This window comes from Sphingomonas faeni (genome assembly GCF_024273235.1).
GTDB classification, from domain to species: Bacteria; Pseudomonadota; Alphaproteobacteria; order Sphingomonadales; family Sphingomonadaceae; genus Sphingomonas; species Sphingomonas faeni_A.
On record NZ_JANBVH010000007.1, the window covers coordinates 53,474 to 79,501 of the forward strand.

Genomic DNA, 26,028 nt, shown 5'->3' on the forward strand with positions numbered 1-26,028 from the left:
CCCCTTATCTGCTTGTCCCGCCGACCTCTCCGGGCCGCCACAAGACCAGACGTCTCATCGATCGAAAGCCGTAACGCCGGCTCAAGATTTAATCGTAACGCCGTCCTTGTCGTTGGAGACGCGCAGCCCGAACGCGTCGTGCAAAAGCCGCGTGAAGGCGTCGATATTGGTCGCCTCGAACGATCCGCCGATCCGCATCCTACCGGCCTGCGCATCGCCGAGACGGATCTGGCGTCGATTGTACCGATTGAACTCGTGCGCGACCTGTTCGAGCGTCACCTGATCGAAGGTCAGCACCCCGCGTCGCCACGACAAGGCGTCCTGCACGCGCTCTTCGGAGCGATCCGCCAGCAGCATCGACTGGCCGCGTGCGATCGCGACATCCCCTGCGGTGATGATCGCGGCACGCTCAGGCGTGGCCGGATCAGAATCCTCCACGCGCACGCGCCCCTCCGCTACCGCGACGGTGACGGTATCGCCGTCGCGGCGGACCGAGAATTTGGTCCCGAGCACGGTCACCTTGCGCCCGCCTGCGAACACGACGAAGGGGTGCCGCCGGTCGTGCGCGACCTCGAAATAGGCTTCCCCGCGATCGAGCCAGACCTGCCGCTGGCCGCCGGCGAACGACGCGCGCACGGTGCTGGCGGTGTTGACCGTCACCGCACTGCCGTCGGCCAGCGCGACCTGACGACGGTCGCCGACCGCCGTGGCCACGCGGATCGCCGCGCTATCGACGCTGCTCGGGAAAAACTGCCACATCGCCAGCGCCGCCATGCAGACGATCGCCACCGACGCGGCGATCGCCCAGACTTGTTTCGGCATCCACTGACGAGCAGGTGCGACCAGCCTGCCGACACGCGTGGCGGCCAATCTGTCCGCGGCGCGCCAACCGGCCTCCAGCCGCCAGAATGCCGCCTTGTGCGCGATACTCTCGTCGAGCCACGCCGACAGCGCGTGCGCATCGTCGGCGGACCATTCCGGCTGCTCGCGCGCAACCAGCCAGTGCGCGGCCTGCTGTTCGATATCACGTACGACGCTCACCGCTCGGCCTCGTGCACCGGCGCCACGACGACTGGCGACCGGCTGATCCGGCCTTCGCCACCTAGCATGAAATTGGCCAGCGCGCGCAGGCCCAGCGTCAGCTGACGCTCGATCGTGTGATGGCTGACCCCCAACTGGTCGGCGGTCTCGCGGATGCTGAACCCCTCGACCTTGCGAAGGCGGACCACCTCGCGGCACCGCGGCGGCAGTTGCGCGAGCCCCAGCATCGCCCGACGCAATTCGTCGCGCGCGGTCATGTGTCGGTCCTGTGCGGACAGATCCATGTTCCAGTCGACGGTGTCGATGTCGGCGATCTGCTCGAACGACACGATCTTGGCACGCCGCGCGCGGTCGATCAGCACGTTGCGCGCGATGGTGAAGACATATCCCCGCGTCGAGCGCAGGCCATCCGCCGGCGATCCGGTCAGCGCACGCTCATACACTTCCTGGCGGATATCGGCGACGTCGTCCTGATTGCGGCAATGCCGGGCGATGAACCGCACGAGGTCACGCTCCAGTGGGAGCACCTCCTGAATGAACCATCGTTTGATCGCGGCATCGTCCGTCATCTTGGGTTTGGACGAACGATGGCGGCGAACCCGTAACATCACCGTGCGACCGCATCGATGGCGTTCAGCGCAGGACGACGCATCGCCAGGATGACCGCGACCGCAGCGAAATAGGCCAGCGCAAGCGACGTCATGCCCGTCGCCAGTCCGAAGCCGCCGGAAACGCGGGCGACGAGCAGCGGCGACAAGCCCGCACCGATGAAGCCGTCGAACAGCCCCTTGCCGACGCTCGATGCGATCAGCACCATCGCGTCGCCGATCCGAGCAGCGCCGACCCGGACAGGTCGAGCCCGAGCAGATCATCGGACATCGCCGGCATCTCCGTCATGTGCATGACATTGGCCTCGCCGCGTATTCTTTGGCAAGCCAGGGCTGCTTTGGGTGACCTGCCCACCGCTAATTTCGCCATGCATTCGGGCCCTGGTCGCATGAGCCTTGGTCGCGTGAGCCCTGGTCGCATGAGCATCGCCATCGATGAAAGAAGCCCCCGTTCCGTTCTCGCATCCGCTGGATGGCGAGGATCCGGTGGCGGCTAGCGGCCTTGGGCAGCAATGCACCTTGCCGCCATCGCCTTCTAGATTACTGTGCAGGCATGATCACACGCCGCACTGTCATCGCTTCTTCTCTCGCCATGGGCGCGACCTCGGGGATGGCAGCCGCGCCCGCGCGTCGTGGCCGCCTGAAGCAGTCGGTCAGCCGTTGGTGCTACCAGAATATTCCACTCGATCAGTTGTGCGCCGCCGCGGCGCGCATCGGGCTGGAAGGCATCGATCTTCTGGAGCCTGCCGATTACGCGGTGCCGCGCCGGCATGGATTGCGCTGCACGATGGGCTATGCCGCCGACATCATGACGATCCCCAATGGTTTGAACCGGCGTGAAAACCACGCTGCGATCGAACGGGCGTTCCGTATCGGTATCCCGCAAGCAGCCAAGGCCGGCGTGCCTAACGTGATCGCCTTTTCAGGCAATCGCCGTGGCATGTCCGACGAGGAAGGCGCCGACAACGCGGTCGCAGGCCTGAACCGTGTCAAGACGATCGCCGAGGATTATGGTGTGACGATCTGCATCGAGTTGCTCAATAGCAAGGTCGACCACCCCGACTATATGGCCGACCATACCGCCTGGGGTGTGCGCGTCGCCAAGGCGGTCGCCTCGCCACGCGTCAAGCTGCTATACGATATTTACCATATGCAGATCATGGAAGGCGACCTGATCGATACGATCCGGAAGAATATCCAGTGGATCGGGCATTTCCATACCGGCGGGGTTCCGGGGCGCCATAACCTCGACGATACACAAGAGGTGAATTGGCGTGCGGTTGCGCACAGCGTTGCCGATCTCGGCTTTCAAGGCTTTTTCGCGCACGAATTCGTGCCTGTCAGCGATCCACTGGCGGCGCTTGCGGAGGCGGTCCGGACCTGCAGCGTGTGACCCAGTTCCGGACATTCAGCGCTTCAGCGACCTCCCAGAAGCCGGCCGTTTGTTCATACGCCATTCGAGCGTAATGCCGCTTCTCGCAGACCGGTACACGCTGGCACCGCCATGCCACAGGCCAGCGTGCCCGGCGATGCTCGCTCGAACTCCGAACATACCTCGAGATCCCTGGCCATCTTTTGCCTGCCGATCTAAAGGCGTATCAACCAACGTCCCATGCCACGCGCCGCATCTCTCCTGGTTCTACTCTCGCTGCTCGTTGCCACACCTGGGTTGGCGCAGACGCAGGACGTGCAGGCGTGGGAGCAACTGAACCTTGTTATCCCGGTCGCTTCGAAACTGTGGGTAACGTTGGAAGAGATCGCGCGCACCAGCGATCGCCAGGACGGACTCTATACAACTGAGTTCGGCGTGCTGCTCGGGTACCGAGTGACAAACGGGGTCGATCTCGGTTTTGGGTATCGCCACGTCGGCTTCTACAACGGCAATACCGGAGCCGACGAGGAGCGCTTGCGACAGCAAGTCATCTTTACACACGGTCGCTTCGCAGGACGCCTGCGTCTCGACGAACGGTTTAATCCCAGAAGATCCGAAATAGGTTTCAGAATTCGCCCGTTGTTTCGCTACAATCTGCGGCTGCGGCCAGATCACGTCGTACTATTCGCGAGTCACGAGAGTTTCATCCTGCCGAACAGTACAAGTTGGGGCCAACGCGCCGGTTACGAGCGAATGCGCAATAATGTTGGTTTGGCCTTCCCGGTTAGGAAAGCCGTCAGCGCAGATGTCGGGTATCTCAACCAATATCGCCCGGCTCGAGGCGGCGCGCGTGGACAAATGGATCACGCTTTAACGTGCAGCTCACCGTGAACCTGGGGACAATGGGCGTCGCAGGACTGCACGATTAGCTACCGTCCCAAAAGTCAGAAAAAGGGATTCGTACCCGATTCGTCCCACCGAGTTAGTCGGCCGGAGGCCCATTGAGGCACATACCGCGCAAATGGCACGATCATGACCCAAATCCGGACTTTCAGACCGTCCCACACGTTCCCAACTTTAGCCGTTCGTTCATCTACCGCCGGCAGGATGCGACAACGAGGACCCGACACAGTCAAATGTCACGCGGCCGACCAAAGTGAAGCCGGCGCGCTTCCCCTTGCCTACCGGGGCAGATACGACGGCCGCAACAAGCGGAAAATGGGGACACGATGAGGTTTGAATATGTCGCGGCGACGGTGCTTCTCGCACTTGCTCCAGCAACGGCGTGGGCCCAGCCGAGCGCGGCTGATGCGCAGCTCAAGGCGATCTACGACGCTGAATGGGAATGGCGACAGAAGGAATTCGCGCAGATTGCGGACGGCTTGCGCAGCAAGTCCGACGATCATTTCCCCGCCGTCGCCCCCGCTGACTGGACGCGCCGGCGCACCTACTGGAGCACAGTTCTCGACCGCATCGCGCGTATTCCCGCGACGCAACTTTCACCCGAAGAGCGATTGAACGCCGCTGTCCTCAAGGAATCGCTCCGCGGGGAAGTCGCGAACATCGACTTCCGCACCTACGAGGCGCCGCTCAACAGCGATTCCTACTTCTGGGGCGAAGTGAAGCCCTATGCCCCGCTCGAGACCGCCGACGACTATCGCCGCTACATCGGCCGGCTCAAGGACGTGCCGCGCTGGTTCGACCAGAACATCGCCAACATGCGCGCCGGACTGAAGCGCGGCTTCACGCCGCCACGCGTGTCGCTTGCCGGGCGCGATGCGACCATTGCCGCCTTCGCCAAGCCGGGCGCCGACAATCCACTGGCCGAACCGTTCAAGGCTATGCCCGCTTCGATCCCGGCGAGCCAGCAGGCAGCGCTGCGCGCCGAGGGACTGGCTGCGGTCGATGCCGCCGCGGCCCCTGCCTATGCGAAGCTGCTCGTCTTCTACCGCGGCACCTACCTCCCCGGAACGCGCACGACGGTCAGCGCCGCCGCACTGCCTGACGGCGAGTCGTTCTACAAAAGCCAGATCCGCGAATACACGACCCTCGATCTCACACCGGAGGCGATCCATCAGATCGGCCTCAAGGAAGTTTCGCGCATCGACGCCGACATGAAGGCGACGATCGCCACCACCGGCTTCAAGGGCAGCTTCGCCGACTTCCTCGCGTTCCTGCGCAGCGACCCGCAATTCTACGCCCGAACCCCCGACGAACTGCTCGGCTTCTCAGCCTATGTGGCGAAGCGGATGGACGGACGGCTGAAGGACGTCTTCACCACCCTTCCCCGTTACCGCTTCACCATCCAGCCGGTGCCCGACGCGATCGCGCCGGTCTACACCTCGGGTCGCGGTGGGCTCAGCGCATGCCTCATGAATACCTACGACCTGAAGTCACGCCCGCTTTACAACATCGTTGCGCTGACGCTGCACGAATGTGTCCCCGGTCACAGCCATCAAGCCGCAATGGCATTGGAAGCCCCCAGCCGCCCCGCCTTCCGCCGCCAGACGTACTTCTCGGGCTATGGCGAAGGTTGGGGGCTATATTCGGAATGGCTCGGCACCAAGCTCGGCATGTACCGGACGCCGTATGAGGAATTCGGTCGCGAGACCTTCGAGATGTGGCGCGCCGCGCGCCTCGTCATCGATACCGGCATCCATTCGATGGGATGGAGCCGGCAGCAGGCGATCGACTACCTCGCCGGACACACAGCGCTCGCGAAGCTCGACGTCGAGATCGAGGTCGACCGATACATCAGCTGGCCGGGGCAGGCGCTGGCCTACAAGCTCGGCGAGATGAAGATGCGCGAGCTGCGCGCAAAGGCCGAGGCGGAATTGGGCGACCGCTTCGACCAGCGCCGCTTTCACGACGCCCTGCTCAACATGGGCTCGGTCCCCCTGCCAGCGATGGAAGCCGAGATGATGAAGTGGATCGCGGCAGAGAAATCACGCTGATACGGCCGGCTTCGCCCCGGGTGCGCGTAGCGCGAGGTCCAGCGCTATTGCGTTTCGTCCGGGCGGGCGTGCAGCTACCATATCGACCATGCTGCCCGGCCGCGCGTACGGAAGGCCAAGGCAATCGCCGGCGATCGCTTCGACGTGAGGCATTTCCGCGATGGACTGGAAGCCGGTGCGATGCCGCTGTCGATGCTTGAGCGGATTGCCGAGGAACATGCGCGCGGGCTTTCGGGCATGCTCCTTCGAAATTCGATTTGTGCCGACGCACTTGGACCATAGTCGGCCATTCGCGCGTCCTCACGCGCTTCCCGACTTCAGACGCTCATTCATCTTTACGCCATGACGCTTGGCTGCCTATCTCTGCGTCATCACTATCGTGACTGAGAGGATAGCGGCCAGCGCGGTCGTTTGAGGACTTGTCGCGGTAGCCCTCCCACTTGGGCGGTGGATCCCAAGTGGCATTCGCTGACGGTGAAGTCATCATCGTTCGGAAATGATCAGAAACCATTGGACTATGGTAGCGCTATCGATATCTATGGAAAAAACGATAAGAGTGGGAGAGCGGCTATGGGATTCGGCACCCGCATGAAATCCGTCCATCGATGGATTGGCCTCCCTTTTTCGTACCTCCCTACCTTGACGATTTGCACAACCTCGTCCGCGCTGGCGCAGACGGATTTCACGGCTCCTATCGCCACCCTGGCGCAGCCGGACCCGGTCGTCATTGGTACGGGTGAACTTCCCGGAGCAAGGGCGACTCCGGCTTCTACCCTGACCGCGCGTGCGGCAGTGGCCGCAACGGTGGAAGCCAAGTGAACCGGGCCGTACTCATCGCACTTGCGCTGCTGGTGAGCGCGCCGCTGGGAGCGCAGGATCCCGCTCCCGAGCAACCGCCGCACTACTCTGTGATCAAGCTCTGGCCCAACGGCGCGCCGGGATCATCTGCGCACCGTGGCGGGTCCGAGATCGCGCGCGACTATTGGGTTCGCAACATCCACGATCCGTCGCTGATCGCCTTCCCCGCCTCATCTGCGCATCGCAACGGGGCGGCGGTGGTGATCATGCCCGGCGGCGGCCACAAATTGCTGGTGTGGACCAATGAAGGCACCAAGGTCGCGACTGCACTAAATCGCATGGGCGTCACCGCGTTTGTGCTCAAATACCGGTTAGCGAACGAGCCTGGGTCGAAATACTCGGTTGAGGGCGATGCGGCGGACGATGCGCGGCGCGCGCTGCGCTGGGTTCGCGCGCATGCCACCGACTACGGCATCGACCCGACGCGCGTCGGTGCGATGGGCTTTTCAGCCGGAGGCGAACTCGTGTCTCTGATCGCGGACAATCCAGAGCCGGCAGGACGCAGCGCCGTCGATGCCGTCGACAAGCAATCTGCACGCCCTGATTTTCAGGTGCTTGTCTTCCCCGGACCGCGCGGCATCCCAGCCACCGCCGTCAAGAACGCGCCGCCCGCCTTCCTGGTCGCCGGAAGCCGCGATCCCTGCTGTGCGGCACCCACGGTCGCGCTCTACGAACAGCTTCGGAAGAGCGGCGTGTCGGCAGAATTGCACATGTATGCGGACAGCGGCCATGCGTTCAACCTCGACGAGTCGGGTCGGATCTCGATCCTGCATTGGCCGGATCGCCTGCAAGACTGGATGGCCGACGGCGGCTGGCTTGCTCCCCGAACGGCGAAGTGAGGTGCAGATGGTGCCGCTCGATCGGACCGAGCATCCTGGGCCGCGCTCTGCAATCTCCACCCCAGCACCGGCATTGCCGGACTTCAGCAACTCGCGTGAGATCCACTGTCCATTCCAGTCTCCGGCTTGGGTCATGCCGCATCGTGTTTGCTTCCGCAGGAACAGGTGACGGCATCATGATGCGGTTGGTAATGATCGGTGTTGCGGCGATCGCCGTTCTCGCTCCCGCAAGAGCCGATCCGACCGATGCCGCCGACGCGTTTTCCGTGGTCGTAGAGGTCGATGCCGGTCGCCCAGAACGGCCCGTCGAACCGGTGTGGCGGTTCTTCGGCGCAGACGAGCCGAACTATGCGACGATGAAGGACGGGCGAACTACCCTGGCGACGCTAGGCAAACTCGCACCCGACCACGTGTATTTCCGCACCCATAACCTTTTCACCTCGGGCGATGGCACCCCTGCATTGAAATGGGGGTCCACTGGTATCTATTCGGAAGATGCGAGTGGCCGCCCAGTCTACAACTGGACCGTGGTAGATCGGATTTTCGACACGTACCGCGCACGTGGCGTGAAACCCTATGTTGAGCTCGGCTTCATGCCCGAGGCGATGTCGACCAAGCCGATCCCCTATCAGCATGATTGGCGACCGGGCAGCGGCGCATTGCGCACCGGCTGGGCCTATCCTCCGCGCGACTACGGACGGTGGGAGGAATTGATCTACCAGTGGGTGCGTCACTGCATCGACCGCTATGGCCGCGAAGACGTCGCGAGCTGGTATTTCCAGACCTGGAACGAAGCCAATCTGCCACAATATTACTGGGACGGTACGCGTGAGGAATTCTTCCGGCTTCACGATGCCGCGGTCCGCGGCGTCCGGCGGGCGATGCCGGAGGCGCGCGTCGGAGGACCGGACAATGCCGGTGCCGGCGACGATTTCCTTACGGCATTCATGGCACACGTACAGGCGTCGGGCACGCCCACCGACTTCCTGTCCTTCCATGCAAAGGGTCAGCCCCTGCTTGTCGAGGATGGGACTGGCAGTCATGTCCGCATGGGCTTGAACACCCACCTCAAAGCCGCCGAGCACGAGTTCACAGCGATCAGCGCCAACCCGGCATTCATAGACAAACCCATCGTCATCGGGGAATCCGATCCGGAAGGCTGCGCGGCGTGCCAGGGGCCGGCCAACGCGTACCGCAACGGAACCATGTATTCGAGCTACACCGCGGCATCGTTCCCGCGGCTGCTCGCGCTTGCCGATCGCCATCACCTCAAACTCGAAGGTATCCTGTCATGGGCCTTCGAGTTCGAGGATCAGGCACCGTTCGCGGGCTTTCGCCAATTGACTTCGAACGGCATCGACCTGCCGGTCATGAACATGTTCAAGATGTTCGCGCGGATGAAAGGTCGGTACTTGCCGGCCGTGTCCGACCATCAGGTCGCGTTGGACACCGTGATGCGCGACGGCGTGCGCGGCATCGCGGATGTAGGCAGCATTGCCAGCCTCGACGGCGATGCGCTGTCGGTGCTCGTCTGGCACTATCATGACGACGATCTGCCGGGGCCCAAAGCGGCGGTACAGTTGCGGCTCCGTCGACTACCCCGCGCCCATGCCAAGGGCACCGTGATAACCCACTACCGAATAGATGCGAGCCATTCGAACAGTTTCGCCGTCTGGCAGGCCATGGGATCGCCGCTAGCCCCGTCGAACGAACAACGCGCCTCGCTGCTAAAGGCCGCAAAGCTCGCGACCATGGATGCCGAGCCCAAGACGCTTGCGGCTCGCAGCGGCGACGCCAAGCTGACGTTCGACCTGCCGCGCCAAGGCGTCTCGCTACTGGTCATTACCCCGGCCTCGCGTGAAACCAGGCGTCGAAGGATCGTGAGCAGCCGTCGATGAGACGCGCGCACATGATCTTCGGTCTATGATTGGACGGGCAGCGCATTAAACCGACGCGATACGCCTTGGCCGAATGACTGCCGTTTGCCTGTGCGCATCGGATACGGACCGGCAGGCTGAGAGAGGATCGCCTGTGCCTAATTATAGTAGAATGTCCATGGCTACACTCTTTCTGCTGGTCGGGTGTGGGCCGACTCCCCCCGCCTCGGCACCAGCCGAACCCGACACATCCGCATTACCGGTGAACTACGGGACGGCGACCCCAACCGCGTCCAAGCCCTTTAAGATCAATCCCGTCGCCTCGTTTGATTCGCCTTGGGCGCTGGCCTTTCTGCCAGATCAGAGGATGCTGGTGACCGAAAAGCCCGGCAGGTTGTGGCTGGTAACCGCGGCGGGAGTAAAATCGCCCGTCAGCGGAGTGCCTCGCGTACACTTCGAAGGACAGGGCGGGCTGCTGTTCATCGCCACTGCGCCTGACTTCGCGCAGAGCCGGCAAATATACCTTACATATTCCGAACCTGGCGAAGGCGGCGATGGCTTGGCGCTTGCCCGAGCAACGCTCGATTTCGGCGCGGCTCAACCGACGCTGAAAGACCTTCGGGTGCTCTGGCGGCAGCTGCCCCGCGGCAATGGCGGGCAGTTCGGCGGGTACATCGCGTTCTCGCCGGACGGGCGCTATCTTTTCCTCACCTCCGGTGAGAGGCAGCGGTTTACCCCGGCGCAAGACCCCGACCAGGCGCTTGGCAAAATTCTGCGACTGAGGCTGGACGGCAAGCCTGCACCCGGCAACCCCGGCGCGGGCAAGGTTGGCGCCACGACTATTGGCATCATCGATCCGCCGGCTAATACCGGTTCCGCCGCTACCACGCCGGTGCGCAAGGCCACGATACCCGGCCCGAACCTGACTCGGGCGGAGACATGGACGACAGGTCATCGAAACCCCTACGGGCTGGCGTTCGATGCGAAAGGCCGCCTTTGGTCGACTGAAATGGGTCCGCAGGGCGGTGACGAGTTGAACCTGATCGAACCGGGCAAGAATTATGGGTGGCCGGTCGTGTCGTACGGCAAGAACTACGACGATACGCCGATCGCCTCTCCTGTCGGCAAGGCGAAATTCCAGCAGCCGGCGCTGTATTGGACCCCGATCATCGCACCGGCCGGACTCACCTTTTATGACGGCACGATGTTTCCGCAGTGGCGAGGCTCCGCCTTTGTCGGTGGACTGGCGTCGGAAGCGCTGATCCGCATCGCGTTCGACGGCGCGGTCCCCAGCGAAGCGGAGCGGTGGACGATGGACGCGCGGATCCGCGCGGTCATGTCCGGCCCGGACGGGGCGCTATGGCTGCTGGAAGACGGACCTGCCGGGCGACTGCTCCGCCTGTCCTCCAACCGCGCAGGGTGAAAGTCCGACAGGGGTAGCAGAAACAAATTTGCTTAGGACCGCCAGGTCCGACGCGCGGCTTATGGCTCGACGAGCGACTTAAAGGCCGCATGGACCCAGTCGCGGACATTCAGCGCTGCCCGAGCGCTCGCCAGAACCTGCCATCCGTTCATCTCCTGCACGGTTGGTTTGAGCATCGTCGCGCTGCATAAACGGCGCAGTACGATGGCTCCTCTAGCGGTTTTATGAGCCCGGATCCCGAGATGGCCGCTCTTCGATGAAGCCAAGCAACAGGGTCTCAGCGAGGTCTCGCGCATTCGGTGCCAGCGCCCCGTCGGGCAGTTCGCCCGCAGTCCAGAACGACAGCACCCCACGAAAGGCGAAGGCGAGCTGCCCCGGCAAGCAACATAGCGCTTGATCCCGCCGAGTTGCGCTCAATCCGTCCCCCGCGCCGAGCGCCAGCGTCCAGAGCGCCGTCGAGCGCGCCCAGACCTGTCCGGGCGAAGAGCTGGTGGTGCCGAGCCAGCTCATCACTGCGCGGTTGATCGCCGGTTCCTCCAGCATCACCGCCGCCGCCGTATCGATGGCAAGCATTACGCGCGCGGCCGTGTCTGTCAGCGGGGGCGCGGCGGCGAAGCGGATTTCCATTGTATCGATCCGACGTGTGGACAGCGTCTGCATAATCGCTGCTTTGCTCCCGAATTGGTTGAACGGGGTCGCAAAACTAACGCCGGCCTCCGCTGCGAGGTCGCGCATCGAGAAATCGGCTTTGCCGTCGCGGAGCAGCCGTTCGGCCGCGTCGATCACGCGCTGACGAAGGGGCTCGCCTCTAACGCCGGGCGACGAAGGTTCGATCTTGCTGTTTGTCATCTCACTATCTATATCATGATATAAGTACTTTGACAGTTCGGAGTTTAGCCATGGCGATCCCCGCTTCTAAGACCTTTCTCATCACCGGCGTCAGCTCCGGCTTGGGCCGAGCATTCGCCGAAGCCGCGCTGAACGCCGGCCATCGGGTGATCGGCACCGTCCGCCGGGCTGGCGACGCCCAAGCCTTTGCCGCACTCGTACCCGACCGCGCTCACCCGCTGATGCTCGACGTGACCGACTTCGACGCCATCCCGGCAGCTGTGGCGGATGCCGAGCGGCAGGCAGGCGTGATCGACGTGCTGGTGAATAATGCCGGGTATGGCCATGAGGGCGTGCTGGAGGAATCCTCCATCGACGATCTGCAACGTCAATTCTCGGCGAACGTGTTCGGTCCGGTCGCGATGGTGAAGGCGGTCCTGCCCGGGATGCGCAAGAGGCGCCGCGGCCACATCATCAACGTCTCGTCCATGGGCGGCTTCATCACCATGCCGGGAATCAGCTTCTACTGCGGCAGCAAGTTCGCCCTGGAAGGCATCTCGGAAGCGCTCGGCAAGGAACTGGCGAGTTTCGGGATACGGGTGACGGCGCTCGCCCCAGGCCAGTTCCGCACCGATTGGGCCGGACGGTCCATGGATCGCACGCCACGCACCATTGACGACTATAACGCGGTCATGGACCCGATCCGCGCCACTAGGCAGGCCAAGAGCGGCAACCAGCCCGGCGACCCGACAAAGGCTGCGCAGGCACTGCTCGCGCTGGTCGAGTCAGAGAGCCCGCCAGTCCGGCTATTCCTGGGCGATGACGCGCTGGGGCTGGTTGAACAGAAGCTCGAGGCGATGAAGGTCGAACTCGGCGCTTGGGATGCCCTCTCGCGCTCGACGAGCTTCGGGGCTGATTAACAGGCAACTCGTTCGAATTATGGTCGGCCTTGCGACCCGGCAGTTTCGACCCGGTTCCTGACGTTCAGCCGCAATTTCGCACCTACCAAATTCAGACATCCATTCATGTCGGCGCTGCGCGTCGATGACCTGCCTCTGAACAAGAAGCGGGAGTCAGTCGCCGTACCCAGCGTCTTCCACAATCGACTATTTTACTGAAAAAGCAAAGCCACCGGCGGTTCCAGGTGAACACGGAACACAAGCCAGCGATGGTCACCAGTCGACCTCCAACAGGGAGCGACCCTATTGGGATGCTTTGCTTAAAACCTTCCGCGCGGGGATTCCTCCTTTGAGAGATGATGCCGATGCGAGCTTTACTTTAGCCCTCCAACCAATCGGTTGTGATCTCGCCTCTATGCCCCTCCGGCGCCAGTACGGCGCGCAGGGCTTCCAGCAGAGGTGGTAGCGCCTGTATGAAGGCGTAGGGCGGGTTTACGATGTAAAGGCCTGCGCCATTATAAATGCCGTGCTGATCGTCATCGTACAACCAATGCTCCACACTCAATAATTTCGGGATGCCGATCTGGCGTAACTGCTCCTTCCACCGCCTGTGCGCGACGCGGTCTTTCAGCGGAAACCAAATCACCGTCACGCCATGCGCCCATTTGCGGTAAGCAGCCGCAAGGGTGGCTGTGATACGCGCGCGGTCATCGGGTTGCTCATACGGCGGGTCGACCACCACCACGCCGCGCGCGGTTCGGGGCGGCAGCATCGCCAGCCAAAGCTCGTAGGCGTCGCGCTCATGCACGGCAGCGGATGTGTCGCGCATCACACCGCGCAGAGTATAGGCGTCCTGGGGATGTTTCTCGTTCAGGATTAGAAAATCCTGCGGGCGCAGTAGCTGCGCCAGGATCCGCGGCGAGCCGGGGTAGAACCGCGGCTCGGCTCCGGCATTCACCGCCTGCACGACGGCGCGGTAGTCGTTCAGCAAGGAGTTCGGGTCGGCAAAGGCCCGCAGCACACCCTGCGTGGACTCGCCGGTGCGTTGTGCATCCTCGCCGTCGAGGTCGTACAGCCCGCAGCCGGCATGGGTGTCGATCAGGGTCAGCGCACCCGGTTTTTGCTGCAGCGCCCGCACGAGGGCGATCAGTAGGCTGTGTTTCACGACGTCGGCACTATTGCCGGCATGGAAGGAATGGCGATAATTCATTGCGACTCTAAATCCTGACCATCTGCCTTTATGCGTGCCATCTGGCGCGGTTGCCGCGCGCGAGGCGACCCAAGTCACCCAGCCGGTGCTGGTATAAAGTCGGGCGGAAACCTTCAACGGCCTTCTGCGCGAGGCCTGGAGCCTGCGTTAGCGGTCGTCACCAGGAACGGAAGCGCGAGGCTCCGGGAGCGGCGCTGACCCAATCACGGCCACTGAAGCCTGAGCCACCGTCTTCCGAAACCGGACGTCCATTCATCGAGTTTGAATAGAGGCCTAGGTCACGGCCAGTGCTGGTATGAAATGCGCCGCCCCAGCCCCCATCTACGACCCGGGTGGCGGCTGCCTTCATGGCAGCGCCTGCATCGTTAATTAATAACGATGCGAGATCGCTGCATAATTGCCATGGTCGAAGTCCAGCTGTTCGACATCGTTCTCACGTCCGATGGCTCGGGATTGCCTGAAGCGGGCGGATCGACAATCTCCAAGTAGGAGCCCATCCGAAACCGGAAATGATCGGCGTCGGAGACAAAGCACAGCGACTCCTCTCCGTATCGCCCGCAGGAATAGGCGACCGTCACATCGCCTCGCTTGAATTCCTCCTGATAGTTCGACGATTTCACGCGCATGAAACCGCCGGCCCGCAACTCCGGAACAAGGCGATCGATCGCCGACCCAACCGGCTCGATCACTTGCCGCCCGCCGCCGTCTTGCCGAGCTTCACAAGCTTGCTGGAAACCGGGTCGTATTTATAGGCCTTGTCAATCAAATACTGCAACTTGCGGTCGAACCCGGTCAGCTTGGGGGTCACCGCTATCGCCCATAGGTTACGCATCGTCCTCTCCTCGTCGGAACTGAGCGCGTCGTACGCTAAACAGATTGGTCAGCGCTTTGCCGAGCCGTGGACGCGACGGCAGCCATCAGGACCAACGGTTGCTGACGGAGTGATACCAGTCGTGCCAACATCGCCAACGCGGTGCTGAAGGGCCTCGTCACCGGGCCGTTCGACGCCATGACCTCATATGCCGAGTTCATCCAGGACGGAATGCTGGACCTGCTCGATTCCGGCAAGCTGCGGATGGCGTCGGCGACCGCGTTCTCGCTCAGCCCCGAGGCGGCGGCACGGTTGAATGCCGACATGGGTTGCCTATCGCGACCGGATGATCCTGCGCCCCCAGGAGATCAGCAACCATCCCGAACTGATCCGGCGGCTCGGCTGCCTGGCGATGAACGGACTGATCGAGGCGGATATCTACGGCAACGTCAACTCGACGCACATCATGGGATCGCGGATCCAGAACGGCATCGGCGGCTCGGGCGATTTCGCACGCAACGCCTATGTATCGATCTTCATGACCTCGTCGACGGCGAAGAACGACGACGTTTCCGCGATCGTGCCGCAGGCGAGCCATGTCGACCATATCAGCCAGGACGTACAGGTGCTCGTCACCGAACAGGATCTTGCCGACTTGCGCGGGCTGAGCCCGAAGCAGCGGGCCGCGGTCGTCGTCGAAAATTGTGCGCATCCGGATTATCGCTCCGCGCTGGCGGATTATTATCGGCACGCGCGTGCAGGATCATACGGACAGCAGACCCCGATGCTGCCGGGCGAGGCGCTGTCATGGCACCAGCGGTTCCTCGACACCGGCACGATGCGGATGTGAGCGGGCTACACGGCAGTGCTGAACTGCCGCGCGCCGGGGGATCTGTAGGCGTCGATCGTCGCGGCGATCGAGCGGGCATAGGGGCGGGCGTCGGCCGAGAGGCCGAGCGTCGCGCCCTCCCATTTCACCAAGCCCCTGTGTTCGAAGGGGGCAAGGCGGTCGTGGATCAAGGCCAGCTCCGGCATTCCGGACAGGTCAGCGGCGCCTCGCGTCAGGATCGCCTCGATCGCCCGCCCCCGCACACGGTCCTCGGCGGTTCGGCGAAGGCCGCGGACGGTGGCGAACCGACCTGCCGCGAGCGCGATGTGATAACGACCGGTGTTCTTCTCGTTCTGGAGCAGGAAGCCCGGAAACTCGCTGATCGCGCTCGCACCCAGTGCGATCAGCGTGGCCGCGGAATCTTCGGTGAAACCCTGAAAGTTGCGACGTAAGGTCCCGTCTTCGCTGGCTTTGGCGAGCGCATCGCCAGGCTTGGCGAAATGGTCGAAGCCGATCGCGGCATAGCCGGCTCCGGTCAGCGCCGTATGCGCCAGTGCGGCCTGGGCGAACCGCGCCTGCCCATCCGGCAGCGCGGTCGCGTCGATCCGGCGCTGGCGCGGGATCAGGCTCGGCACATGCGCGTAGCCGAACACCGCGAGCCGATCGGGCGTCATCGCCAGGCTCTCGACCAGCGTCGCTTGCAGCGCAGCGTCGGACTGACCCGGCAGGCCGTACATCAGGTCGAAGTTGATCGATCCGACACCGGCCCCGCGGAGCAACTCCGTCACCCGACGGATCTCGTCCACCGGCTGCACCCGCCCGATTGCGGCCTGGATCACCGGATCGAGCGTCTGCACGCCCAGGCTCACGCGCGAGACGTGGAGGCCGCCGAGCATTGCGGCCCATTCCGCAGTGAACCCACGCGGGTCGATCTCGACCGACAGCACCGCATCCTCGCAGCGAAAGCTGGACGTGATACGCTCCACCAGTCGCGCGAGCTGCGCCGGGGCGACCGCGTTGGGGCTGCCGCCGCCGAACGCGATCCGGCCCACCTTCGCATGCCCGATACGGTCCGCGACGAGCGCGATCTCGTCCTCCAGTCGCGCCATGTACGCGTCGAGCCGTGCGCTGCGGTTGGCCGCGCCGGTGTTGCATCCGCAATACCAGCAGATCTGCCGGCAATAGGGGATATGCACGTAGAGCGAGACGGTCTCGTCCGGAGCGACGCCGACCAGCGCGGCGTGCATGTCCGCGGGGCCGACCGTGTCGCCGAACTCGGCGGCGGTGGGATAGCTCGTGTAGCGCGGTACCGGCACCGCGAGCAGCTCTGGATGATAGGTCCCCATGGACCGCGACATGGGCGGCGGCGGGCGCGACGTCTTTGACCGCGGTCAACCCGATTCTTGTCCGCGGTCAACGCCGGCGCGGCGACGCGCGCCTAGCCCGACGGCATTGGATTACAGGAGCCGGACCATGTCATCGTCGATCAAGAGCCTCGCCATCGGTGCGGCATGTGCCGCTACGCTCGTGGCCATCCCCGCCTTCGCGCAGACCGACGCGGTACCGCGCCAGGGCATCGCGGCGGGTGACGTCTTGCTGCGCGTGCGGACGATCCTGGTCGCGCCCAACGAGAAATCGGGCAGCATCCTGCCCGCCTTCCCCGGCGAGCGTGTCAGCGTGAACGACAGCGTCATGCCCGAGGTCGACGTCACCTACATGGCGACCGATCATATCGGCTTCGAGCTGATCGCATCGACCACCAAGCACCACGCGGACGGCCGCACCGGCACGACCGGTTCGATCGGCAAGCTCGCCTCGACCTGGGTATTGCCGCCGACACTAACCGCGCAGTATCATCTGAATCCGGCGGGGAAGGTTCGACCCTATGTCGGTGCCGGGCTCAACTACACGATCTTCTGGAACGAAAAGGCGTCCGATGGCCTCATTGCGGCGGTCGGACCGACCGACGTCCATATGAAGGACAGCTTCGGCTGGGCGGCACAGGCAGGCGTCGATATAGACATCACGCCGAAGGTCTTCCTGAACCTCGACGTCAAATACATCGACATCGATACGACCGCGCGGCTGCGGACGACGGCGGCGGGCACGCAGCGCGTCGCGATCAGCCTCGACCCGCTGGTGTTCGGGATCGGGCTCGGCATCCGTCTGTGACGACCGAGCCGGCGGAGCGAGCGATCCCAATCACGGCCGGCTAAAAGCCCGACGGTCTTCAATCTCGGCTATATCGCCGCGGTTGCGGCAAGGTATCCGTGGGTTGGGCTACGATCGCATCCGATGCGGGCGCGACGGCGATACGCCGGTCGCACAGCGCGACCATTGCCGGACGGTGGCTGACCATGATCAGCCCCTGCCCGGTTCTGGCGAGCCGCGCAGACAGGCGCCCGGCGACGCGGCGTTCGGTGTCGGCGTCGAGTCCTTCGGTCGGTTCGTCGAGCAGCAGCCACGGCGCCGGCGCGAGATAGGCACGGGCAAGCGCCAGCCGCCGCCGCTCACCGCCCGACAGTCGCACACCGTGCTCGCCGATCCAGCTGTCGAGGCCGTTGGGCAGCGCCTCGATTACGTCGGCCAGTGCGACGTCGACGAGCGCCTTCCACATCACCGCATCGTCGGACAGCGGATTGCCGAGCGCGAGGGTATCGCGGATCGTGCCCGCCAACAGCGCGGCGTCCTGGGGGGCCCAGCCGAACGTCGCGCGGCGGACGGCAAGCGGGATGGTGGCGACGTCGTGGCCGTTAATGAACGCCGTGCCGGGTTCCACCGTTCGCAGGCCGAGCAGGCGTTCCACGAGCGTGGTCTTGCCCGTGCCCGACGCGCCGACGAGCGCAACGCGCGTGCCAGGTGGCAGGTGCGTGCCGAGCAGACCGATCGACGAAGCAACGATGCACGCGGTTTGCTCGCCCTCTTCAGTGATGTCGGGCAGCAGGTCGTTCAGTCGCGCTACGGCCTCGCGCTCGGAACTCCGCTGGGCTAGGCTGCGCAACACCGGCCCCGCCCCGTCGATCGTCATCACCGCCGCTAGTGCGCACAAGGCAGCGATCGGTGCGCCCGAGGGTGCAGCGAGCAGCAACGTCGCGAGTCCCGCCATGCCGAGAGCTACCGCCTGGACGAACTCGAACCAGCCCGCGGCGCAGGCTTGCGCGCGTTGCGCCTCCGCCAGACGCCGGCTGTTCGCGTCGACCGCGGCCATCGCCTGCGCCTCGACTCCGTAGCAGCGAAGTTCCGCAGCGGCATCGGCCACGCCGGCGAACGCCTCCTTCAACGCCCCGGTCGCGCGCTGCACCTCGCGCCCGGGTGCTTCGAGGCGTCGAGCAAGCAAGGTCGCGAACGTCAGGAGGCCGGCCAGGCACAGCACCAGCGCCACCGCCGGTCGCCACCCGCCAAAGGCACACAAGACCATGCCGCTCGCCAGCGCCGCGATCATACCCGGCACCGCCGAGAGCCGGACGAACTGCGCCTCGACGACGGCCACGTCCTGCACGATCCGCGCGGTCGCTTCGCCTTGCGTCAGCGCCAGCGCATGATCCGAAGGGCCCCTCGCCAGGCCGAGGAACAGCGCAGGCCGGATGCGGGCGAGCGCGCCGAACGCCGCGTCATGACTGGCAAGCCGCTCGCCGTATCGCCCTGCGGTGCGGAGGATCGCGAGCAGGCGGATGCCTGCGCTCGGCAGCATGTAGTTGAAGCCCTGCGCGGCGATCGTTCCCGCCAGCCCGGCGACCGCCGCGGCGGTGATGAACCAGCCCGACAGCCCGAGCAGCACGACCGAGGCTGTCGCGACGATCGCCGCATAGCCACCCGCACGCCACAGGCCGCGCCGTTGCCGTCGTCGCTCGTCGGCGATCAGCGTATCGAACGCCGTCATGGCCGCTCTCCCAGGTCGATGACGACGTCGGCAATCGCGGCCAACCGCGCGCTGTGCGTCGCGATGATCGTGGTGCGCCTGACGCAGGCGCGCGCGATAGCCTCGATTAGGCGCGCTTCGGAGTCCGCATCGATATGCGCGGTCGGCTCGTCGAGCAGGAGTACGGGTGCCGGCTTCAACAGCGCGCGGGCGAGCGCGATCCGACGCCGCTCTCCCCCCGACAAGCCGCTCCCCCGTGCGTCGATCACCGCCCCCAACCCGCCGCGCGCGAGGAGCATCGGCGACAGGCCCGCGACCCGTGCGACCTCGGCGATCCGCTCGGCCGACGCGGTCGGATCGGCGAGTGCGATGTTCGAACCGATCGTCCCCGCCAGGATCAGCGGCGATTGCCCCATCCACGCAGCGATTGGCGCGATGCTGCCGATCTCCGCCAGATCGAGCACCGCGTCTTCCCCCCTCCCTGAAAGGGAGGGGTTGGGGGTGGGTTGGCCAATTTTGGCCGCCGACGACGGATAATGCGGAAGCCGACCCACCCCCGGCCCCTCCCTTTCAGGGAGGGGGGAAGGAGTGCAGATCGTGATGCAGCCCTCTGACAAGGGGGCGATACCGAGCAGCAGATTCAGCAGGCTGCTCTTGCCGCTGCCCGAGGGGCCGATCAGCGCGACTATCATGCCGGGATAAGCTTCGAACGAGAGGTCGGACACAGCGGCGCAGTCCTGGCCATCATAGCGGATCGAAACCGAATCGAAGCGGATCGTCGGCGCGACACCGGACCAGACGGGCACCGCCGGTGGCGGCGCTGCCTTGGCGCTCTCCACATCGGCCAACCGCTCGGCCGCGGTCTCCGCTGCCTGTCGGTCGTGATACGCCGACGCCAGCCGTCGCATCGGTGCATAGAATTCCGGCGCCAGCGCGAGCACGAAGAACGCGCGGCCCAAGTCGAGCGTCTCCGGAACCGGAAACGGGAGCAGGCCCAGCAGGTTGAACCCGGCATAGACCGCGACGAGCGCGACCGACAGCGCGGCGAAGAACTCGAGCGCCCCAGATGACAGGAACGCGATCCGCAGCACCTGCATCGTCCGCCGCGCAAGATCCTCCGACGCATCGCCAAGCGCGGCGGCCTCGCGCCCTTCAGCACGGAAGGCCAGGACGACCGGCAGCGCCCCGATCCGATCCGCGAACAGCCCTGACAGCCGCGCGAGCGCGACGAACTGGCGGCGCGATGCATCCGCCGCGGCCCCGCCTGCGAGAATCATCGCAGCGAGAAAGGGGAAGAACGTCGCCACCAGGATCGCCGCTGCGATCGGGCTCGCGACTGCGGTCGCGGCGAGTACGATCAGCGGCGCGATCGACGCCGCCATCCGCGCTGGCAGGAACCGCGCAACATAGCCATCGATCGCGTCGACCTCGTCCACCGCCGCGCTCATCAGCGTGCCCGTCGTCGCGTCTGATCCGGGCGCACGGTGAAGTGCGGCCTCGACGATCCGCCGCCGCAACCACGTTTTCGCCCGGTATGCGCCACCTGCGCCGACGTGCGCCGCCAGCATCGCGCACGCACCGCGCCCGCTTGCCGAAACGCCTGCCAGCAAGACCCAGGGCAACATTGCCCCGACACCGTGCGGGACCGCGACCACGCCACCCGCCAGCCCGGCCGCGAACCCGATCGCCGCCACGGAGTCGAGTAGCAGCAAGCTCGTCGACGTTCGCACGCCGCCGCCGTCCGCGACCGCCGCCTTCAGATAGGCGCGGGAAGCCTGGGCGCGCTCTTTGGCAATGCTGCTCATACCCACCGCAATCGGCGGACCACCCGCGCGCGTCTTTGACCGCGGTCAATGTTCGCGCCGCCGCCGGCGCCTAGCCCGGCCTCCAGACAGCGCCGTCGACGGCACTGTGGGGAGCTTAATCATGGACCTTGGGGTCATCGATCTGTCGCGGCTGCAATTCGCGCTGACCGCCCTGTACCATTTCCTGTTCGTACCGCTGACGCTCGGGCTGTCGATGATGCTGGTCATCATGGAAGCCGTGTACGTGATGACGAACCGGCCGATCTGGCGCGTCATCACGCGGTTCTGGGGGCGGATTTTCGCGATCAACTTCGTGCTGGGCGTCGCCACCGGGCTGACGATGGAATTCCAGTTCGGCACGAATTGGTCGTATTTCTCGCATTATGTCGGCGACATCTTCGGCGCGCCGCTGGCGATCGAAGGGCTGATGGCGTTCTTCCTGGAGGCGACATTCGTCGGGCTGATGTTCTTCGGCTGGGACCGCCTGTCGAAGCTCGGCCATCTGATCGTCACGTTCATGGTCGCGCTCGGCACCAATTTGTCGGCGCTGTGGATCCTCGTCGCGAACGGCTGGATGCAGAACCCGACCGGCGCAGAGTTCAACACCGACACGATGCGGATGGAGGTCAGCGATTTCGGCGCGGTGCTGTTCAACCCGATCGCGCAAGCCAAGTTCGTCCACACCGTCAGCGCCGGCTATGTCTGCGCCGCGGTGGTGGTGCTCGGCATCTCCGCCTTCTGGCTGCTCAAGGGCCGCTACACCGCCGTCGCTCGCCGTTCGATGACGGTCGCCGCGGCGTTCGGGCTTGCCGGGTCGCTGTCGGTCGTCGTGCTCGGCGACGAGAGCGGTTACGCGCTCACCGACAACCAGAAGATGAAGCTCGCCGCGATCGAGGCCGCGTGGCACACCGCGCCCGCGCCCGCCGGGCTGACGCTGTTCGGCCTGCCCGACGTCGCTGCGCGCGAGACACGCTACGAGGTGCAGGTGCCCTGGGTGCTCGGCCTGATCGCGACGCGCAGTCTCGACAAGGAGGTGACGGGGATGTCCGAACTGGTGCTGAAGGCACAGGAGCGGATTACGTCAGGCGTCATCGCCTATGACGCGGTCCAGCATCTGAAGGTCGATCGCACCGACGTCGCGCAGCGGGCGCGGTTCGAGGCGCACAAGCGCGACCTCGGCTATGCGCTGCTGCTGAAACGCCACGTCCCCGATCCGCGGATGGCGAGGCCGCAATTGATCGCCGCGACGGCATGGGACGTGGTGCCGAACGTTCCGCTGATGTTCTGGAGCTTCCGGATCATGGCGTTCATCGGCTTCTTCATGATCGCGCTGTTCGGCACCGCGTTCGTGCTGACCTCGCTCAGGCTGCACACCCAGACGCGCTGGTTCCTGAAGCTCGCGGTCGTCGCGATCCCGCTGCCCTGGATCGCGATCGAGCTCGGCTGGATGCTTTCCGAGATCGGTCGCCAGCCCTGGGCGATCGAGGGCGTGCTGCCGACCTTCCTGGCCGCATCGTCGCTGACCCGCGGGGTCCTGTGGACGACGATCATCGGCTTTACCGCGATCTACGGCACGCTGGCGGTGATCGAGGTGCGGCTGATCCTGGCGACGATCCGAAAAGGTCCGTTCGAGCATGACGAGGACCCGAAGCCCGTCATCGGCCTCGTTCCCACGACGCCTCCCATTCTCCCCCTGGCCGCCTGACAGGAGACACGACGATGTTCGATTATGAAACGCTGCGTCTCATCTGGTGGGCGCTGATGGGAATCCTGCTGATCGGCTTCGCGCTGACCGACGGCTTCGATCTCGGCGTCGCGGCGCTGCTCCCGTTCGTCGGGCGCACCGATGCCGAGCGGCGGATGGTGATCAATTCGATCGGCCCGACCTGGGAGGGCAACCAGGTGTGGTTCATCCTGGCGGGCGGCGCGATCTTCGCGGCGTGGCCGTTCGTCTACGCGATCAGCTTCTCGGGCTTCTACCTCGCGATGTTCCTCGTCCTGGCGGCGCTGATCCTGCGCCCGGTCGGGTTCAAATACCGGTCGAAGCGGCCGGACCCCGCCTGGCGGTCGCGCTGGGACTGGGCGCTGTTCGTCGGTGGGTTCGTGCCGGCGCTCGTGTTCGGCGTTGCGGTCGGCAACGTCCTTTCGGGCGCGCCCTTCCGCCTCGACAGCGACCTACGCGCGTTCTTCGACGGCAGCTTCCTCGGGCTGTTCACGCCGTTCACGCTCGTGTGCGGCCTGTTGTCGGTCGCGATGCTCGTGCTCCACGGCAGCGCGTGGCTGGCGATCAAGATCGAGCACGGCCCGGTGCACGATCGCGCGCGCAAATTCGGCACGGTCGCCGGCATCGCGTCGCTCGCGCTGTTTGCGATCGGCTGGGGGTTCGTGGCCTATGGCGACATCGGCTACCGCATTATCGGCGCGATCGATCCTTCGGGCCCGTCCAATCCCTTGCACACCACCAGCGAACTCGCCCGCGGCGGCTGGCTCGCCAATTACGCCCTCTATCCATGGATAATTATCGCTCCCGCACTCGGGTTCGGCGGCGCGGCGGTTGCGCTGGTCGGGATCAGGCGCGGATCGGAAGGCGCCGCGTTCGCGGGGTCGTCGGCCTCCGCGCTTGGCATCATCGCGACCGTCGGACTGTCGATGTTCCCCTTCATCCTGCCGTCCAGCATCGACTCGCATTCCAGCCTGACGGTCTGGAACGCGTCGTCGAGCGCCAAGACTCTCGGCATCATGCTGTTCGTCACCGTGGTGCTGTTGCCGATCGTCGTCGCCTACACCGCCTGGGCGTACAAGGTGATGTTCGGCCGCGTGACCACGCAGGACGTCGCGACCAACCCCGATTTCTATTGATCCCCAACGCTAAGGATATCTGATCATGTGGTATTTCACCTGGGTCCTGGGCCTCGGTCTCGCCGTCGGCTTCGGCATTCTCAACGGCATCTGGCACGAGTTCCATTTGCCGATCGAGGACGATGCCGACGCTCCGGCGAACTCGTAACGGTCACGTAAAGAATTCGCGCGGGTATCACGAGCCTTTAGCCTATACTGGATCAATGGCTCACCATGACATCTGCGCGGATTGCGCAGTCCGCGATCAGGCTCTGTGCAGCAGCCTTACGGATGTCGAACTGCAGGCGCTCAACACGCTCGGGCGCCGCCGCAAGATCGCACGCGGCCAGACGCTGATCTGGGCGGGCGACGACAGCATCATCTGCGCGAACCTGTTGTCGGGCGTCCTCAAGCTTGTCGCTGCCACGCCCGATGGTCGCGAACAGATCGTCGGGCTGCTGTATCCCGCAGATTTCGTCGGACAGCCCTATGCCGGTCAGGCCGACTTCACGATCACCGCGCTGACCGAGTCCGAGCTGTGCATCTTCCCGCGCGACGCGTTCGAACGCGTGCTGGAGGATCATGCGCGGATGGAACGCCTGCTGCTCCAGCGGACACTCGCGGCGCTCGGTATCGCGCGTACGCGGATCCTGTCGCTGGCGCGCAAATCGGCGCAGGAGAAGATCGCCGGATTCCTTCTGGACATGGCCTTGCGCGCGACCGCGACCGGCTGCCGCGCGACGCCCGACGGACCGATGACGTTCGACCTGCCGCTCACGCGTGGCCAAATCGCGGACGTACTCGGGCTGACGATCGAAACAGTCAGTCGCCAGATGACCAAACTAAAGACCGCCGGCGTAATCGCACTGCCGGGCGGTCGCGCGATCACGATTTCCAACCCGAATGCGCTTCAAGGTTGCGCTGAGGCAGCCTGAAAACGCGCGCGTTTAACCCAACTCCCGCTCGCACAGGCTGTTGGCGAGCATGGCCCGCGCATTACGGCTGAGACGCCCAGCACCAAGCGTCAGAATCGCAAGTTCGGTGAAGTCCATCGCTAGGCGACAGCCTTCGAAAAACCCGCGCAGCATATAGCCGAACGCTTCCGCACAAGGTGTTGAGGCGCCCGACAGAACGGCGAGGATATCGTCCACATGGACCGAGTCGGTCAGATGCCGCGCTCGCATGCGTCCGACAAGGGCGGCCGCGAGCGGATCGTCGAGATCTTGCGCGAACAGCGCGCCGATAACGGCACTTTCTTCTCGGGAATGGCTGTGAACGACCGCGCGCAAGCACCGGCTCATCGCCTCCACGTCCGATGGCCGGTCGGGCAGCCCGTCGGCACAGGCTTCCAACCTGTCGCATACCGCACGAACGCGGACATGATCGGCAACAAGCCGGGCGAGATCAGTTTCCTCGATGACGTGCCAGCGCGCGAACGGCACGACACGGCCGGCAGATTCGTCATGCTCGATCATCGCGGCTCTCCATGGCCGCAGTTTGCATGGCCCCGCGTGCTCAGCATTGACGGGGATCAAATCGCTGTCCTCCTAGCGACGCTACGTCCTGCCGCGGCTACAGCCGCACCGCGTTCAGCCTCGACGCGTTGGTTGTCACCGCGAGTGACGACATTGCCATCGCCGCGCCGGCAGGCGTCGGAGACAACGAGATGCCTGCCATCGGATACAATACCAAAGCAACCGGTACACCGATCCCATTCAACAGGAACGAGACTGCAAGGTTCCGGCATATGTTGCGCATCGTCGCGCACCAAGGCCGCTGGATCGCCCTTGGTCAGCGTGATGCCAGCGCTTACGATATCGAACTCCTTATCCTCGCCACGCCGGCCCGCCGGGCCGAGGGATTGCAGCGCTTCACCGAAGCTTGTCGGGCGCTAGCCCGTCTGCCTGCCACTCGGCCCAGCACGCCAATTCACGTAACCACCGTACATTTCAGCTGATGTACCCAACGGAGGCCTGG

Annotated in this window: 26 protein-coding genes and 1 pseudogene; 16 read left to right on the forward strand and 11 right to left on the reverse strand. The window is 64.6% G+C overall.

Annotated features, from left to right (window positions below):
• Positions 1–81: 81 nt before the first annotated feature.
• From NLI89_RS05280 to NLI89_RS05290, 3 genes are read right to left on the reverse strand one after another with little or no spacing between them, the layout of a single operon-like run.
• Entirely contained in the window at positions 82–1,041 is a 960-nt protein-coding gene (locus tag NLI89_RS05280) for a FecR family protein (protein ID WP_254686062.1), read from the reverse strand.
• Positions 1,038–1,610, reverse strand: coding sequence for an RNA polymerase sigma factor (locus NLI89_RS05285; RefSeq protein WP_254686063.1), 573 nt, complete (start codon positions 1,608–1,610; stop codon positions 1,038–1,040). Before NLI89_RS05285 ends, NLI89_RS05280 begins: the two co-directional genes overlap by 4 nt.
• 38 nt (positions 1,611–1,648) lie before the next feature.
• Positions 1,649–1,858, reverse strand: coding sequence for a hypothetical protein (locus NLI89_RS05290; protein ID WP_254686064.1), 210 nt, complete (start codon positions 1,856–1,858; stop codon positions 1,649–1,651).
• Between the two features lie 293 nt (positions 1,859–2,151).
• Here NLI89_RS05290 and NLI89_RS05295 point away from each other — a divergent pair, with 293 nt between their 5' ends.
• The 8 genes from NLI89_RS05295 (at position 2,152) to NLI89_RS05330 (ending at position 10,972) form a co-directional block, all read left to right on the forward strand.
• Positions 2,152–3,042, forward strand: a complete 891-nt coding sequence (locus tag NLI89_RS05295; protein ID WP_254686065.1) for a hydroxypyruvate isomerase family protein — start codon at positions 2,152–2,154, stop codon at positions 3,040–3,042.
• 219 nt (positions 3,043–3,261) lie between these two features.
• A complete protein-coding gene (locus NLI89_RS05300) occupies positions 3,262–3,912 on the forward strand; it encodes a DUF2490 domain-containing protein (RefSeq protein WP_254686066.1) in 651 nt (216 codons plus the stop codon).
• Positions 3,913–4,250: 338 nt separating this feature from the next.
• Entirely contained in the window at positions 4,251–5,975 is a 1,725-nt protein-coding gene (locus tag NLI89_RS05305) for a DUF885 domain-containing protein (protein ID WP_254686067.1), read from the forward strand.
• 81 nt (positions 5,976–6,056) lie between these two features.
• On the forward strand, positions 6,057–6,257 hold the full coding sequence (locus tag NLI89_RS05310; protein WP_254686139.1) for a DUF885 domain-containing protein: 201 nt from the start codon (positions 6,057–6,059) through the stop codon (positions 6,255–6,257).
• Between the two features lie 165 nt (positions 6,258–6,422).
• Complete coding sequence (locus tag NLI89_RS05315) at positions 6,423–6,794, forward strand: hypothetical protein (protein WP_254686068.1); 372 nt, start codon at positions 6,423–6,425, stop codon at positions 6,792–6,794.
• A 32-nt stretch (positions 6,795–6,826) separates the two neighbouring features.
• On the forward strand, positions 6,827–7,672 hold the full coding sequence (locus NLI89_RS05320; RefSeq protein WP_254686069.1) for an alpha/beta hydrolase: 846 nt from the start codon (positions 6,827–6,829) through the stop codon (positions 7,670–7,672).
• Between the two features lie 176 nt (positions 7,673–7,848).
• Positions 7,849–9,570 (forward strand): GH39 family glycosyl hydrolase, encoded by a 1,722-nt coding sequence (locus tag NLI89_RS05325; protein ID WP_254686070.1) that lies wholly within the window; start codon positions 7,849–7,851, stop codon positions 9,568–9,570.
• A 157-nt stretch (positions 9,571–9,727) separates the two neighbouring features.
• Positions 9,728–10,972, forward strand: coding sequence for a PQQ-dependent sugar dehydrogenase (locus NLI89_RS05330; protein WP_439144474.1), 1,245 nt, complete (start codon positions 9,728–9,730; stop codon positions 10,970–10,972).
• Positions 10,973–11,194: 222 nt separating this feature from the next.
• On the opposite strand, the gene NLI89_RS05335 is transcribed toward NLI89_RS05330, so the two are convergent.
• Positions 11,195–11,821, reverse strand: a complete 627-nt coding sequence (locus tag NLI89_RS05335) for a TetR/AcrR family transcriptional regulator (protein WP_254686072.1) — start codon at positions 11,819–11,821, stop codon at positions 11,195–11,197.
• A 50-nt stretch (positions 11,822–11,871) separates the two neighbouring features.
• Between NLI89_RS05335 and NLI89_RS05340 the strand changes: the two genes are divergently transcribed.
• A complete protein-coding gene (locus NLI89_RS05340) occupies positions 11,872–12,720 on the forward strand; it encodes an oxidoreductase (protein WP_254686073.1) in 849 nt (282 codons plus the stop codon).
• A gap of 358 nt (positions 12,721–13,078) precedes the next feature.
• Here the strand turns inward: NLI89_RS05340 and NLI89_RS05345 are convergent, their stop codons facing one another.
• The 3 genes from NLI89_RS05345 to NLI89_RS05355 form a co-directional block, all read right to left on the reverse strand.
• Positions 13,079–13,909, reverse strand: a complete 831-nt coding sequence (locus NLI89_RS05345) for a 23S rRNA (adenine(2030)-N(6))-methyltransferase RlmJ (RefSeq protein WP_254686074.1) — start codon at positions 13,907–13,909, stop codon at positions 13,079–13,081.
• A gap of 365 nt (positions 13,910–14,274) precedes the next feature.
• Positions 14,275–14,598 (reverse strand): hypothetical protein, encoded by a 324-nt coding sequence (locus NLI89_RS05350; RefSeq protein ID WP_254686075.1) that lies wholly within the window; start codon positions 14,596–14,598, stop codon positions 14,275–14,277.
• Complete coding sequence (locus NLI89_RS05355) at positions 14,595–14,741, reverse strand: hypothetical protein (protein WP_254686076.1); 147 nt, start codon at positions 14,739–14,741, stop codon at positions 14,595–14,597. Before NLI89_RS05355 ends, NLI89_RS05350 begins: the two co-directional genes overlap by 4 nt.
• Before the next feature lie 126 nt (positions 14,742–14,867).
• On the opposite strand from NLI89_RS05355, the pseudogene NLI89_RS05360 reads away from it, so the two are divergent.
• A pseudogene (locus NLI89_RS05360) lies at positions 14,868–15,570 on the forward strand (acetyl-CoA hydrolase/transferase C-terminal domain-containing protein); the annotation flags it as partial.
• A 5-nt stretch (positions 15,571–15,575) separates the two neighbouring features.
• Here the strand turns inward: NLI89_RS05360 and hemN are convergent.
• Positions 15,576–16,907: an oxygen-independent coproporphyrinogen III oxidase gene (gene hemN / locus NLI89_RS05365; protein WP_254686077.1), complete on the reverse strand. Its 1,332-nt coding sequence runs from the start codon at positions 16,905–16,907 to the stop codon at positions 15,576–15,578.
• A 115-nt stretch (positions 16,908–17,022) separates the two neighbouring features.
• Here hemN and NLI89_RS05370 point away from each other — a divergent pair, with 115 nt between their 5' ends.
• On the forward strand, positions 17,023–17,721 hold the full coding sequence (locus tag NLI89_RS05370; RefSeq protein WP_254686078.1) for an OmpW/AlkL family protein: 699 nt from the start codon (positions 17,023–17,025) through the stop codon (positions 17,719–17,721).
• A 58-nt stretch (positions 17,722–17,779) separates the two neighbouring features.
• Here NLI89_RS05370 and NLI89_RS05375 read toward each other — a convergent pair whose 3' ends face one another.
• Positions 17,780–19,429 carry an amino acid ABC transporter ATP-binding/permease protein gene (locus NLI89_RS05375; RefSeq protein ID WP_254686079.1) on the reverse strand — a complete coding sequence of 550 codons (1,650 nt, stop codon included), beginning with the start codon at positions 19,427–19,429 and terminating at the stop codon, positions 17,780–17,782.
• Positions 19,426–21,213 carry a thiol reductant ABC exporter subunit CydD gene (cydD, locus tag NLI89_RS05380; RefSeq protein ID WP_254686080.1) on the reverse strand — a complete coding sequence of 596 codons (1,788 nt, stop codon included), beginning with the start codon at positions 21,211–21,213 and terminating at the stop codon, positions 19,426–19,428. Before cydD ends, NLI89_RS05375 begins: the two co-directional genes overlap by 4 nt.
• Before the next feature lie 121 nt (positions 21,214–21,334).
• Between cydD and NLI89_RS05385 the strand changes: the two genes are divergently transcribed.
• The 4 genes from NLI89_RS05385 to NLI89_RS05400 are packed head-to-tail and all read left to right on the forward strand — an operon-like array spanning position 21,335 to position 24,986.
• Positions 21,335–22,918: a cytochrome ubiquinol oxidase subunit I gene (locus tag NLI89_RS05385; RefSeq protein WP_254686081.1), complete on the forward strand. Its 1,584-nt coding sequence runs from the start codon at positions 21,335–21,337 to the stop codon at positions 22,916–22,918.
• A 14-nt stretch (positions 22,919–22,932) separates the two neighbouring features.
• Positions 22,933–24,072, forward strand: a complete 1,140-nt coding sequence (gene cydB, locus NLI89_RS05390; protein WP_254686082.1) for a cytochrome d ubiquinol oxidase subunit II — start codon at positions 22,933–22,935, stop codon at positions 24,070–24,072.
• Between the two features lie 25 nt (positions 24,073–24,097).
• Positions 24,098–24,220: a cytochrome bd-I oxidase subunit CydX gene (gene cydX, locus NLI89_RS05395; RefSeq protein WP_082470763.1), complete on the forward strand. Its 123-nt coding sequence runs from the start codon at positions 24,098–24,100 to the stop codon at positions 24,218–24,220.
• 55 nt (positions 24,221–24,275) lie between these two features.
• Entirely contained in the window at positions 24,276–24,986 is a 711-nt protein-coding gene (locus NLI89_RS05400) for a Crp/Fnr family transcriptional regulator (RefSeq protein ID WP_254686083.1), read from the forward strand.
• 12 nt (positions 24,987–24,998) lie between these two features.
• Here NLI89_RS05400 and NLI89_RS05405 read toward each other — a convergent pair whose 3' ends face one another.
• Positions 24,999–25,526 (reverse strand): hemerythrin domain-containing protein, encoded by a 528-nt coding sequence (locus tag NLI89_RS05405; RefSeq protein ID WP_254686084.1) that lies wholly within the window; start codon positions 25,524–25,526, stop codon positions 24,999–25,001.
• 272 nt (positions 25,527–25,798) lie between these two features.
• On the opposite strand from NLI89_RS05405, the gene NLI89_RS21985 reads away from it, so the two are divergent.
• Positions 25,799–26,008 (forward strand): hypothetical protein, encoded by a 210-nt coding sequence (locus NLI89_RS21985; protein ID WP_439144475.1) that lies wholly within the window; start codon positions 25,799–25,801, stop codon positions 26,006–26,008.
• Positions 26,009–26,028 lie beyond the last annotated feature (20 nt).